Origin of the sequence: Thalassospira sp. ER-Se-21-Dark (genome assembly GCF_017922435.1) — a bacterium.
Lineage (GTDB): Bacteria > Pseudomonadota > Alphaproteobacteria > Rhodospirillales > Thalassospiraceae > Thalassospira.
Map to the genome: position 1 here is coordinate 145,136 of NZ_VDEZ01000005.1, position 12,903 is coordinate 158,038.

10 protein-coding genes are annotated in these 12,903 nt (G+C 55.0%); 7 read left to right on the top strand and 3 right to left on the bottom strand.

Features of this window, described 5'->3' with window-relative positions:
* The first annotated feature begins 4 nt into the window (after window positions 1-4).
* Complete coding sequence (locus tag FHI25_RS17575) at window positions 5-1,060, top strand: hypothetical protein (RefSeq protein WP_210520013.1); 1,056 nt, start codon at window positions 5-7, stop codon at window positions 1,058-1,060.
* 63 nt (window positions 1,061-1,123) lie between these two features.
* Here the strand turns inward: FHI25_RS17575 and FHI25_RS17580 are convergent, their stop codons facing one another.
* Complete coding sequence (locus FHI25_RS17580; protein WP_210520014.1) at window positions 1,124-2,080, bottom strand: proline dehydrogenase family protein; 957 nt, start codon at window positions 2,078-2,080, stop codon at window positions 1,124-1,126.
* Window positions 2,081-2,218: 138 nt separating this feature from the next.
* Window positions 2,219-3,811 (bottom strand): lysine--tRNA ligase, encoded by a 1,593-nt coding sequence (locus FHI25_RS17585; protein WP_210520016.1) that lies wholly within the window; start codon window positions 3,809-3,811, stop codon window positions 2,219-2,221.
* Between the two features lie 426 nt (window positions 3,812-4,237).
* Between FHI25_RS17585 and FHI25_RS17590 the strand changes: the two genes are divergently transcribed.
* The 5 genes from FHI25_RS17590 (at window position 4,238) to FHI25_RS17610 (ending at window position 10,963) form a co-directional block, all read left to right on the top strand.
* Complete coding sequence (locus tag FHI25_RS17590) at window positions 4,238-5,296, top strand: histidine kinase dimerization/phosphoacceptor domain -containing protein (RefSeq protein ID WP_210520018.1); 1,059 nt, start codon at window positions 4,238-4,240, stop codon at window positions 5,294-5,296.
* A 5-nt stretch (window positions 5,297-5,301) separates the two neighbouring features.
* The gene (locus tag FHI25_RS17595; protein ID WP_210520020.1) at window positions 5,302-7,740 is read left to right on the top strand and encodes an EAL domain-containing protein; all 2,439 of its coding nucleotides are present in this window, start codon (window positions 5,302-5,304) and stop codon (window positions 7,738-7,740) included.
* A gap of 163 nt (window positions 7,741-7,903) precedes the next feature.
* Window positions 7,904-9,979, top strand: a complete 2,076-nt coding sequence (locus tag FHI25_RS17600) for a methyl-accepting chemotaxis protein (protein ID WP_210520022.1) — start codon at window positions 7,904-7,906, stop codon at window positions 9,977-9,979.
* Between the two features lie 139 nt (window positions 9,980-10,118).
* Window positions 10,119-10,526 carry an MAPEG family protein gene (locus FHI25_RS17605; RefSeq protein WP_210520023.1) on the top strand — a complete coding sequence of 136 codons (408 nt, stop codon included), beginning with the start codon at window positions 10,119-10,121 and terminating at the stop codon, window positions 10,524-10,526.
* The gene (locus tag FHI25_RS17610; RefSeq protein ID WP_210520025.1) at window positions 10,526-10,963 is read left to right on the top strand and encodes a DUF1801 domain-containing protein; all 438 of its coding nucleotides are present in this window, start codon (window positions 10,526-10,528) and stop codon (window positions 10,961-10,963) included. The genes FHI25_RS17605 and FHI25_RS17610 overlap by 1 nt, the downstream gene beginning before the upstream one ends.
* Before the next feature lie 6 nt (window positions 10,964-10,969).
* Here the strand turns inward: FHI25_RS17610 and FHI25_RS17615 are convergent, their stop codons facing one another.
* Window positions 10,970-11,428: a MarR family transcriptional regulator gene (locus FHI25_RS17615; RefSeq protein WP_210520027.1), complete on the bottom strand. Its 459-nt coding sequence runs from the start codon at window positions 11,426-11,428 to the stop codon at window positions 10,970-10,972.
* Window positions 11,429-11,711: 283 nt separating this feature from the next.
* Between FHI25_RS17615 and FHI25_RS17620 the strand changes: the two genes are divergently transcribed.
* A complete protein-coding gene (locus FHI25_RS17620) occupies window positions 11,712-12,770 on the top strand; it encodes an alpha/beta hydrolase (protein WP_210520029.1) in 1,059 nt (352 codons plus the stop codon).
* Window positions 12,771-12,903 lie beyond the last annotated feature (133 nt).

Genomic DNA, 12,903 nt, shown 5'->3' on the forward strand with positions numbered 1-12,903 from the left:
CACCGTGAAAAACAATCAATTCACCCTTGCCGATATCCGAAATGCGGTATCGGCCGGCGTGCTCAGCGAAGAGGCCTTTGCACGGCTTGAAGGCTACCTTGCTAAACAATCGCAAGAGTCGCCTGAAACAGAAAAATTCACGCTGTTTCGCGGCATGAATGACATCTTCATTGCCCTTGGCATATGCGCATTGACCATCGGCTGGTTCGTTCTGTGGGGCCTGCTGGCCAATGGGCCGGCATTCTGGATCGCGCCACCGCTTGCCATGATCGCCTATGTCGCATTGGCGGAATATATTGCAGGCAAGCTTAAGGCATCCCTGCCCTCGATCGCGATCATGGCGGCCCTTGGTGCAACGCTGATGATCTATGCGGTGGCGATTTACATGTCGCTTGCCGGACCTGCCGGGCAGTTGTCCGATCTTGATACGGTGATTGATTTCGGGCAGCGGTCGATGAATGTGCTGGTGTTTGTCGCCATCATCGGCTTTGCCTTCCAGCTGGGCTTCTTCCTGCGTTATCGCCTACCGGTATCCTTTGCACTGATTGCCGCAGGGCTCGTTGGCGTTTTCTGGTCTGCCTTGATGGCGACCTTCGGCCCGGCGGCAGAGCCCTATATCCCCTATTTGATAACGGCGACGGGCATATTGTTGCTGGCCCTTGCGATCTTTATCGACAGCCGCGATCCCAAACGGATCAATGGTTGGGCGGAATGTGCGTTCTGGCTGTATGTCTTTGGCGCACCGCTAACCATCCATTCGATTGCTGCAACGTTTGAGGCCGCCGCCCTTGCGATGATCCCGGTGATCATCATTGCCATGGTGCTGTCCCTGATCCTGGATCGCCGATCCCCGATCATCAGTGGCCTGATCTATGTCGGTTATCTGTTGCAATCCGGGTTCGAGGGCGCGGCGATTGATCCCTCCATGACCATCGTTCTGGTCTGCTTCATCGTTGGCGGGCTGGTGATGGCGTTTGGTGTGGGTTGGCAACGTGCGCGTCATGTGCTTCTGGCACCGTTTGAAGATCATCCGTTGCGGCGTTACCTGCCGCCAAGCTGATTTAGGCTCAGGACCTATTAATTTGAGGCCAGCACACATTCATGCTGGCCTCATTCGTTTTTATTATCGGTTAAGTCCCGACTTCATCAAAAGCGACAGGTTGCGCGGGTTCTCCCCCACCCGGCGCCAGGCGTAGGCCCACCAGTCCTTGCCAAACGGCGCATAGAGCCGCAGGCGATACCCCGCCGCAACCAGTTCACGTTGCAACGGCTGATTGACCCCATACAGCATCTCGAACTCGAACTGATCGCGCGCCCAGCCATTGTCATCGGCAAGCGTCGCGATCTTGAGCACCAAGTCGCGGTGATGACTGCCAAAGATCGGGAAAAACCCGCTTTGCTTGGCAGCATCTGACAACATCAGCCCGGCGAGTGCGAGATAATTGGCATCAATCTGATCACGTTCGGTAAAGGATACGCTTGCCGGTGGGGCCATTGCCCCCTTGACCAGACGCACCATTGCCCCGCGTGCAATCATGTTGTTCAGATCAGATTCCGTCCGGTGCAAACGGGCTTGCAGGGTTTGGGCAACCGGCACGCCGGCGGTCGCCAACCGATGATGCAGCGCCAGCGTATCATCGACCATGTCAAAATCTTCCATATCGATCATAAGCCGGACGGTCTGCGATGAGTTTGCCTGTGCTGCAATATCGCGGATCTGATTGGCGATCTCGTCGACATGTTTGGTCAGGACCGCTTCACCCTGCATGTAGCCCAGCTGCGACGGATCAATCGACACATGCACATCCAGTCCAGACATATCGAGGCTTGGCATCACAAAACCAAGCTGATCGACCGTTTCGCGGACCTGGGTGATGTCTTCGACATATTCACCAAGATAAAAGCTTGAAATCCGGATACCTTGTGCCGCCAGCGCATTTGCCCGCGACACATGCCCAATGCCATCGTTCGCACTGACAAACCGTGCGGCCAGTCCGGTCTTGCGTCCAATCGCCTCGCCAAGGGTACGAAGCGGCTTGGAACACGCAACCGCGATCATTGATTTCTGCCAAAATCCCATATCATTCAATTCCTTGCTGGTGACGCAGAGCACCGCCATAGCCGGTCTGACTGGAAAATTATTGAATGATATGACCCAAAAAGCAAAACGGCCCGCCGTTTGGCGAGCCGTCTTTTGCATTTATCTGATCGCGCCGTCTTAGACAGACAGATCTTCACCGGAAAGCGCACGGTCGATCAGGGCAACACTTTCATCAAGGCCGTAAAGGGCGATGAAGGAGCCCATGCGCGGGCCCTGTTCCTGCCCCAGAAGCACTTCGTAAAGCGTCTTGAACCAGTCACGCAGGTTTTCGTAATTGTGGTTCTTGCCCACCGTGAAAACTTCGGTCTGGATGTCGGACGGATCGGTGCCCGGTGCGATTTTAGCCAGGGCATCGCGCAGATCCTGAAGGGCTGCTTTTTCCGCCTCGGTCGGGGCGCGGTACGACTTGGTCGGTTTGACGAAATCGCTGTAATAGTTGATCGCATAGCCGACCAGCTTATCGAGATACGGCGAGGTTTCCGGGGTTGCACCGGTGGCGTAACGCGAAATGAACTTCCAAAGCAGGTCGCGATCATCGGTATTGCAGACCGAAACAAGGTTCAGAAGAATGCCGAACGACAACGGAATTTCGCGATCCGGTGCGGTTCCGGCATGAATATGCCAGGCCGGGTTCTGAAGGATCTTTTCCGGATCGGTTTCGGTTTTAAGCTTTTCGGCAAAGGTCAGGTACTCATCCACGGTTTTCGGGATGACATCGAAATACAGACGCTTCGCAGTTTTCGGCTTCTGGAACATGAACAGCGACAGGCTGTCTTCCGGCGCGTATTTCAGCCAGTCTTCCATCGAAAGACCATTGCCCTTGGATTTGGAAATCTTCTGGGCGTTCTCATCGAGGAACAGTTCGTAGTTGAAGCCCTCCGGCGGGGTACCGCCAAGTGCCTTGACGATCTTGTTGCCAAGCTCGACCGATGGAATAAGGTCCTTGCCGGCCATTTCATAATCAACGCCCAGCGCGTACCAGCGCATCGCCCAGTCCGGCTTCCATTGCAGTTTGCAATTGCCGCCCGTGACCAGCGTTTCAACCAGATCCCCGGTTTCCGGATGTTCGTAAACGATGCTGCCGGACTCAGGCTTAAGCTCGGTCACCTTGGCCATCAGGACCTTGTTGGTGCCCGGCTCGACTGGCATGAACGGGCTATAGGTCGCACGGCGTTCTTCACCAAGGGTCGGCAGCATGATTTTCTGGATCGCGTCATAGCGTTCCAGCAGGCGCAAAAGGGCCTCGTCAAACATGCCCGAACGATAACATTCGGTCGATGATTTGAATTCATACTCGAACCCGAAACCATCAAGGAATTCACGCAGCTTGGCATTGTTGTGATGGGCAAAGCTTTCATGCGTGCCAAACGGGTCAGGAACGCTGGTCAGCGCCTTGCCAAGATGCTGGGCGACCATGTCCTTGTTCGGGATGTTGTCAGGCACCTTGCGAAGCCCGTCCATGTCATCGGAGAAGCAGAACAGCTTGGTCGGGATATCGCACATGGTTTCAAACGCGCGACGAACATAGGTCGTGCGCGCAACTTCACCGAAGGTGCCGATATGCGGCAAACCCGACGGACCATAACCGGTTTCAAAAAGGACATAGCCCTTTTCAGGCGCCTTCTGTTTATACCGCTTGACCAGCTTGCTGGCTTCCTGAAAAGCCCAGACGTTGCTGTTAAGTGCGGCATCTCGAAGATCGGCTGTCATTTTTGAAACCTTGTTTGTCAGTTGGATCGTTAAATTCTCGGGAAATACGCTTGGGCCAAGCCCCTAACACGCGATCACCCTGATCACATGTTTGCGCGAAGCTATACCTCACTTTGGGTCAAGATCAAGCACCTGTTGTGCATGGCAGCCACATAATCGCGGAATTCCCGGGCCGGTCGTCGATATTTATCTTCAAGCTATTGCTTGTAAAGCCAGCTCCGCAGCTACACCTAAGTGTAGTTGAATTCAGTCACCTGCCGACAAATATCCTACAGTGGGCAAGCACGCTTAAATTGTGATTATCATTCATTGCAAAACCATATATTTGCGTTGCGATACACTATTAGTTTAATTTAATGCTATTGATCATTCGCAAGCGAAGGCAAACCCGATCGACGAAACAAACACGATGATTGGAGTGTGTTGATGTCGCTTGGAGAGACCGGTGGGCAAATCACCGAAAACGCCTTTCCGACGAAAAGTCCGGATCAGAGATTTGAACGCGTTGTTGAATACGCGCCAAATGCCATGATCCTCATCAGTGCGGATGGCACGATGGAAATGGTGAACGCCCAAACCGAAATCATTTTCGGCTATGCGCGCGACGAATTGCTGGGCCAGCCGATTGAAATGCTGGTCCCCGAACGTTTCCGTACCGGACACCCGCGTTTGCGGCGCTCCTATTCGGAGCAGCCCAATCCCCGCCCGATGGGGGCTGGCCGCGATCTTTATGCCTTGCGCAAGGATGGCAGCGAGTTCCCCGTTGAAATTGGCCTGAACCCGATCTCTGATGGCGAAAAGCATCAAATTCTTGCGGCCATTTCCGACATTTCCGAACGCAAACATCGCGAAGAACAGATCGCACGATCCCTGCGTGAGAAGGAAACGCTGCTTTCCGAAGTCCATCACCGGGTGAAAAACAATCTGCAGATCATTCACAGCCTGCTCGATATGCAGACATCCTCGGTCATAGACATACAGGCGCGCGAAGCCCTGATCGACAGCTGCAATCGCGTCCGGTCCATGGCGCAAATTCACCAGTCACTGTATCAAAGCGAAGACATCGCCAAGGTTAATTTCGCCGATTTCTGCGAAAGCCTGATTTCGTCGCTTCTGGCGACATTCAATGTCGATATCAGTCGGGTACAGGTCAAAAGCAATCTGGCCCATGTCGACCTGACCATTGATCAGGCCGTGCCCTGCGGACTGATTGCCAATGAACTGATCACCAATGCGCTTAAACACGGCTTCCCGGACGGTGCAAAAGGTCAGATTGCGGTATCGACCCACATGAATGATCAGGAAGTAGTGACCTTGCGCGTTTCCGATAACGGGCGCGGCATGCCCGATGGCTTTACCCCGGGCAAGAGTGACGGGCTTGGCCTGCAACTGATCGAACTGCTGGCCGACCAGATTGGTGGTACACTTGATATCAAGACCAATGGCGAAACCACCTTTGTCATTAACTTCAAAATAGGGAAATGATCGGGATGCCACATTCAGTCCATGTCATGATTGTCGAGGACGAACGTGTTATCGCCCTTCATTTGCGCAAGCAGCTTGAAAAGCTGGGGTACGAGCGCACCAGCGCACATACGCGCGGCAGTGACGCCCTTGCGGCCATCAATGACGATCCGCCTGACATCATCCTGATGGATATCCGCATCGAAGGGGATATTGACGGCATTGAAACGGCGGCAGGCATCCCGCCACACCTGATGATCCCTGTCATCTATCTTTCGGCCCACTCAGAAGACGCGACACTGGCGCGCGCCCAAAAAACCCGTCCCTATGGCTATCTGATCAAACCGTTTTCGGACCGTGAACTGCACGCAACGATCCAGATGGCACTGGAACGCCGCGCAGCCGAACTTGCCCTGTCGGAAAGCCAGCATCGGCTGTCGCTTGCGATGAATGCAGCGCAGATGAGTTGCTGGGAAATCGATGTCCTGACCCGGCAAATGCATTGTACGGGACTTGGCAACGCCGATCTTAATCAGAATGCTGAAACCGTCACCGAAAGCTGGGATGCCTTTCTTGAACGGGTCGCAACAGAAGACCGCGACATGGTGCGCAAGGCCTTTGCCTATGCAGTTGCCCATGGCGATTTCTATGACGTTGTCTTTCGCAGTCTGGACAAGGACCAGAACTATCGCTGGCTGCGGGCCCGCGGCAAGTCCTTTGGCGATGATCGCAAAGGGTCACAACGCATTATTGGCATGATGCAGGACATCACCGATCAGCGCCTGACGCAGGACAAGCTCCGCGAAGCCATGACGGTGTTTGAAACCACCCAGGATGGCATTCTTATTCTTGACCCAGACCTCAATGTTACCAATGCCAACAACGCCTATTACCGGATCACGGGCGAGACCGAGGAAAACACGCTGCAAAAGCCGCCCTATTTCCTTTCTGCCAATGAACATCCCGCCGAATTCTTTCAGGAATTGTTTTCCGGGCTGGGTGCCCGCCGCCAATGGCATCGCGACCTTGACACCCACAACGCCAATCGTGGCCCGATATCGCTGTCCCTACAGAACATTGCCGTCGAAAACGAAGAGCACGAACTGACCCACTATGTGATGATTGTCTCTGACCGGACTGCAATCCGGCAGGCCGAACAGGAATTGCATTACCTTGCCCAATATGACGGATTGACCAGCCTGCCCAACCGGCTTCTTGCGACAGACCGCCTGAATCGCGCGATCGAACGTTGCGAACCCAGCGGCATGATGGTCGCCTGCATGTTTCTTGATATTGATGATTTCAAGACGATCAACGATACACTTGGCCATGCCGCCGGCGATCAGGTCATTCTGATTGCCGCAACCCGGATCAAGGGTATTACCGAGCGCACTGACACCATATCCCGACTGGGCGGAGACGAATTCCTGATCATTCGGGAAAACATCCCCAATGAAACCGCGGCAACCAATCTGGCGCAAAAGATCATTCAGGAACTGCAACGCCCGTTTTATATTCGCGGTCATGAAATGAATATCGGCGCCAGCGTGGGCATTTCGCTCTATCCGCAGCATGGCCGTTCGTCGCACGATCTGATCCGCCTTGCCGATACCGCAATGTATGCCGCCAAGGATCGCGGGCGCAGAACCTTTGCCCTCTATCAGCCGGAAATGACGGCCAATGCCGCACATTATATGACCCGCTCGCTCGAATTGCGCCGTGGGCTTGAGAACGGGGAACTGGTCCTCTATTACCAGCCGCAGTTTGATGGCAAAACCGGCGAAATGGCCGGTGTCGAGGCGTTGCTGCGCTGGAATCATCCGGTCCACGGGCTTGTCGGCCCCCACGAAATCATCCCGACTGCCGAGAAAAGCGGCCTTATTCTTGAAATCGGCAATTGGGTGATCCGCGAAGCCTGCCACCAAGCCCGTCGCTGGCAGGATGAATATGGCCAGAAACTTCGCGTGGCCGTCAATGTATCGGTCCGCCAGATGCAACAGCCCGGCTTTGCTGACAGCATTGCCGATGAACTGGCGATTTCCGGCCTCCCGGCCGAGGATCTTGAAATCGAAGTCACCGAAAGCATGATCCAGGACGAAATCAGCATGATCCAGACCCTGCATGATTTGCGCGCTGTCGGGATTTCGCTGGCGATTGACGATTTTGGCACCGGCTATTCATGCCTGCGATCGATCAAAAGCCTGCCGATCAGCCGCATCAAGATCGACCGTGCTTTCGTCAACGGACTGCCGGGCAACAGCAATGATGTTGCCCTGATCAATGCCATGCTGGCGATGGCAGAGGCCCTTGGTCTGTCAGTCACGGCAGAAGGCGTTGAAACCAGGGCGCAGTATGACTTCCTGCGCGACGTACCGGGCATCAAACTTCAGGGCTTCCTGCTTGGCAAACCTGTCCCTGCCGAAGACGTTTTTACGGCAACCATCGGAAAAACCAAACAAATTTAATAACAAAAGTTACATACCCAGACATCTTCCCTTTTCGCACATTATACCTTAGAATAAGCGACAGACATTTCGTGCCTTTATACATGCGCAAGCCATTGACTTGGCTGTCGTATTATTCAATTGCGATCTTTCAAACGAAAGAATAGGTCGGAAGGGTGATTGTATGAAGTTTTCGTCCCTGTCCCTTGGCGCGAAGCTGACCCTTGTCAGTGCAGTAACCATCGCGCTCTGCCTGATTGCAGGCATATCTCTTCAAACCGTTCAAACAAGCCAAACCACCGAAGAACTTACCGTCGGCGAGGCACGTGGCGTCGCAAACCATCACGCAGAGCAGGCTGGTAGCGTTCTGAATGGCGGGATGCTGGTTGCCAAAAACCTGGCCGGGGCCTTTCGGGCGATCCGCGAAAAAGGCGGTGTTGATCGCGCGGCATATAACGAAATTCTCAGTCGTACCCTGATCGACAATCCGACACTTGCCGGTGCCTGGTCCGGGTTCGAGCCCGATGCCCTTGATGGCAAGGATGCCGATTACGTAAACGAGGGCGAGCCATTCGGCGATGGCAGCGGCAAATACGTCACATATTATTATAATTTTGGCGACGGCATTACGCCCTATCACCTCACTGGCCTCGATAATCCCGAGGTCAATGAATATTACACCACCCCGCGTGACACAAATCAGCCCTATGTCACCGACGCCATCACCTATGACATTCAGGGCCGTGATGTTGTTCTGACCTCCTTTGTCTATCCGGTGCAGAACCCGAACGGCGAGTTCCTGGGTGTGCTGGGCGTTGATCTTGAACTCAATGCCCTGTCAGAACGCTTTGCCGAACTGACACCGTTTGGGACCGGCACGGTTAATCTCGTCTCCGCCCAAGGCACCTGGGTTGCCCATGAAGACCCGGACATTCGCGGCACCACACTTGATAACAACAACCCGATCCAGTCAGCCATCCTCGAAACCATGCAATCGGGCGAACCGGCGCGGGTTGATGATGACACGACCATGCACATGATTGTCCCGGTCGAGATTGCCGGATACCCCAACAAGTGGGGTGTTGTGGTCAATGTGCCGCTGGCAACAGTCTATGCCCCGGCAGACAATCTGCGCAATATCACCCTGATTGGGGGCGTCATCCTGCTTTTGGTCGTCATTGCCGTGGTTCTTTTGTCGACCAGAACCCTGGTCGCGCGCCCGATGACGCGGGTGACCAGTGTGATTGATCACCTTCAGAAGGGTGAGTTTGACATTACGGTGCCCTATCTCAAACGTGATGACGAAATCGGCGCAATCGCCAAGGCCCTCGAAGCCTTCAAGGAGGCCTCCGCCCGCATGCAGATGGCCGAACGCGAAAAGCTTCAAGCCGAACAGCGTGCCAGCGATGAACGCAATCGCACGCGCTTGCAGATGGCAGACGAATTCGAAAAATCGGTCGGCTCGATCGTTGTCAATGTGTCTGACAAGGCCGGAAACATGGAACAAGTGTCCCGGCAGATGCGGCGTGCTGCTGATGAAAGTTCCGAACAGGCCGTTGTTGTTGCCGCCGCCGCGGACGAGGCAAGTGCCAACGTCCAGACTGTGGCGTCTGCGACCGAGGAACTGTCTGCCTCCATTCAGGAAATCAGCTCCCAGGTGGCGAAGTCATCTGACATCTCCAACACCGCTGTTGAAGAAGCTTCACGTGCCAACGCCATGGTCACCGGCCTGGCCGAAGCGGCCGATCGCATCGGCGAAGTGGTTAACCTGATCAATGACATTGCCGCCCAGACCAACCTTCTGGCCCTCAATGCCACCATCGAGGCGGCCCGTGCGGGAGAGGCAGGCAAAGGCTTTGCCGTCGTCGCACAGGAAGTCAAAAACCTGGCCAACCAGACCGCCAAGGCGACCGAAGACATTGCCCAACAGATTGGCTCCATCCAGTCCGAGACGCAAAATACGGTCGGGGCGATTGGACGAGTGACCGAAACCATTGCCAACATCAATGAAATCGCCACCGCCATCGCATCTGCCGTCGAGGAACAAGGGGCTGCCACCGCCGAAATTTCAAGTAACGTGCAACAGGCGGCGGCAGGCACCAACGAAGTTTCCTCTTCTATCGGGATTGTTCGCAACACGTCCCAGGAAACCGGCGAAGCGGCCTCGAACGTTCAGGCCGGGGCGACCCAACTGGCCGAAGAAGCCCGCAATCTTGACGCACAGGTCAAAAACTTCCTGGATCGCCTGCGTAACATCTAGGGCGCATACGTACCTTTCGGCACATGACACATCGGACGGCACCATGATTGGTGCCGTCCTTTTGTTTGATCCAAACTGCGTTCAGTGATTGAATTCGAAAATACTTTCACAATCCCCTTCACAAGCCGGGAATATTGACATGCTGCCGCTGCCCGTAACCATCTTTATCACCGCCGTTTTTGTTTTGATGCTGACCGTGCTCAGCCTGATGGTTTCGATCCGGCGCGCCCAGCTTAATGTGCTGAGCGGGGATGGCGATGACAACACCCTGCGCCGGCGCATTCGCGCGCATGGTAATTTTGTTGAAAATGCCCCGCTTTGCATTCTGCTGATCCTTGCCATCGAGGCGATCCTGGCAACATCGACCATCATCTGGATTGTGGCTGCCATTCTGATCGCAAGCCGGATTTTACATGCCATTGGCACCCTAACCCGGTCCAAACGCATCATCGCACCGGCCATGGTCATGCAGCACATCACCCTTGCAATCTGCGGTGTCTGGCTTCTGATCCAGGCCTTTGGCAACCTGAGCGCTGTGGGCATGTGATGGGGTCTGGCGATTTCGCAAGCCCGGAAGTTGCGGCAAAATTCAATGCCTGCCCGGCACACGCCCGGCGGGCACTGATGTCGGTCCGGGGCTGGATCCTTGAACTGGCAGGCGAAATTGACGGGGTTGGCCCGATCAGCGAAAGCCTGAAATGGGGCGAACCGGCCTGGCGACCCAAATCCGGATCGGGCATCACCATTCGTGCCGACTGGAAAGCCAAAACACCTGATCAGGTCATGATCTTTTTTGATTGCAAGACCGACCTGATTGACCGCACGCGCAGCCTGCTATCGACCGATCTGGCGACCGAGGGCAATCGCGCGATTATCCTGCCGCTGGATCGTCCCCTGCCTGAACCGGCGATCAAGACCGCACTTGGCTGGGCCCTGACCTATCACCGGGACCGGAAACAGGACCTCAAACAGCAGGCCACATAACAGCGGTTAAATCTTCTGACTGCTGGCCTCCATCTGATCGCGCATGGTCCGCAAATCGCGGTTCAGTCGTTTGGCGGTCTCGATATCAAGTCCGGTGGCGTCAAGAATGCAGGGCGGAATTTCTTCTGCCGTGTTCCGCAGCTCCTTACCGGTGTCCGTCAAGCTAACGCGCACGGATCGCTCGTCCTCCGGATCTCGCTTGCGGCTAACCAGTCCATTGGCTTCAAGGCGCTTGAGCAGCGGTGTCAGCGTACTGGATTCCAGATACAGCTTTGAGCCAATGCTCCGCACAGACTGGTTATCTTCCTGCCACAGGGTCACCATCACCAGATATTGCGGATAGGTCAGCCCCAGATTATCCAGCAGCGGCTTATAGACCCGGTTAAAGGCATGACCGGCTGAATAGATCGAAAAGCACAGAAACTTTTCGAGCTGAAGCAGGTCATCTTTGGATGAGTTGTCCATTGGTCTGGTCCTTTAATGTGGGGCAAAAAGACATCGCATTGCGCAGAATTCTGCTTTTTCCATACCCACCGGCGATGCCCGTCTTCTTAAAACATCCTGAGTCTGGAATTTTCAAAGCCAAGTATATTAAATCGTACACGATTAAATAACAAGCGATTTTATTGCATGGCTGGGTTTCTCATTTTTATATCGTGTGCGATTTAATTGTGTGCGATACATAATTCACCAAAACGCAACGCCGCCCATCAAACATCACGGACGGCCCATTTAAAGGATCAGACCCATGAGCCCATTCAATTCAAAAGTTGCAGCTGCTGTTTTCTCTGGCGCACTCTTCACTGGCGCGCTGGCACTGTCGACCTCCCTGACCAGCTCCGCAGCCTTCGCAGAGCCGGTTCTTGAAAACACCACCCAGGAATTCATTGATGTTCTCTCCGCGTCCGGCGGTCCGGCCATCTACACCCTGACCCCGGCTGAGGCCCGCAACGTTCTGGCTGGCGCACAGTCCGGCGAAGTTGCCAAACCGGCCGTCGATATCACTGACACGGTCTTTGGTGTTGGCCCGACGGGTGCCACCAAGGTCCGCATCATCCGCCCGACGGGCAATACTGATCGCCTTCCTGTGATCGTTTATTTCCATGGCGCAGGCTGGGTGATGGGCGATACCGGCACCCATGATCGTCTGGTCCGTGAACTTTCGGTGCGCGCCAATGCGGCCCTGGTGTTCGTGGATTACGAACGCTCCCCGGAGGCACGTTACCCGATCGCGATTGAGCAGGATTACGCCGTCACCAAATATGTGGCTGAACATGGTGAACAGCTCAATATCGATCCGACCCGCCTGGCAATTGCCGGTGACAGCGTCGGGGGCAACATGACCGCTGTGGTCTCGCTTCTGGCCCAGGAACGCAAAGGTCCGGAAATCACCGCACAGGTTCTGTTCTATCCGGTGACGGATGCCGATTTTGACAACGGATCCTATACCGAATTTGCCAACGGCCCGTGGTTGACCGAGCCTGCGATGGAATGGTTCTGGAACCAGTACCTGCCCGAAGGCGTTGATCGTACTGACCCGAAAATCACACCGATCCATGCAAGTGCCGATCAGCTTGCCGGTCAGGCCCCGGCACTTGTGATTACTGCGGAAAACGACGTGCTGCGGGATGAAGGCGAGGCATATGCCCGCAAACTGAGCCAGGCTGGCGTTGATGTCACCGTCACGCGCTACAACGGCACGATCCATGACTTTGTCATGCTCAATGCCCTTGCCGATACCCCGGCTGCCAAAGGCGCAATTGCCCAGGCCGGTCAGTATCTCCGCACCGCCCTGCACGGCGAATAACACGACGAATACAGGGGAATTGTCCCCAAACTTTAACACTCTTTCGGGTAGGTGCGGTTGCACCTGCCCGCCCCCGGCGACATATGAAGGATCTTGGTCCCTAACAGCCGGGTAATCACCAACCGAACCAATG

Excerpts from the sequence above, each read along its gene's own strand:
- FHI25_RS17610 (WP_210520025.1), top strand. The coding sequence starts at position 10,526 with ATGGGGTCTGGCGATTTCGCAAGCCCGGAAGTTGCGGCAAAATTCAAT.
- FHI25_RS17580 (WP_210520014.1), bottom strand. The coding sequence starts at position 2,080 with ATGGGATTTTGGCAGAAATCAATGATCGCGGTTGCGTGTTCCAAGCCG.
- FHI25_RS17590 (WP_210520018.1), top strand. The coding sequence starts at position 4,238 with ATGTCGCTTGGAGAGACCGGTGGGCAAATCACCGAAAACGCCTTTCCG.
- FHI25_RS17615 (WP_210520027.1), bottom strand. The coding sequence starts at position 11,428 with ATGGACAACTCATCCAAAGATGACCTGCTTCAGCTCGAAAAGTTTCTG.
- FHI25_RS17605 (WP_210520023.1), top strand. The coding sequence starts at position 10,119 with ATGCTGCCGCTGCCCGTAACCATCTTTATCACCGCCGTTTTTGTTTTG.
- FHI25_RS17595 (WP_210520020.1), top strand. The coding sequence starts at position 5,302 with ATGCCACATTCAGTCCATGTCATGATTGTCGAGGACGAACGTGTTATC.
- FHI25_RS17585 (WP_210520016.1), bottom strand. The coding sequence starts at position 3,811 with ATGACAGCCGATCTTCGAGATGCCGCACTTAACAGCAACGTCTGGGCT.
- FHI25_RS17600 (WP_210520022.1), top strand. The coding sequence starts at position 7,904 with ATGAAGTTTTCGTCCCTGTCCCTTGGCGCGAAGCTGACCCTTGTCAGT.
- FHI25_RS17620 (WP_210520029.1), top strand. The coding sequence starts at position 11,712 with ATGAGCCCATTCAATTCAAAAGTTGCAGCTGCTGTTTTCTCTGGCGCA.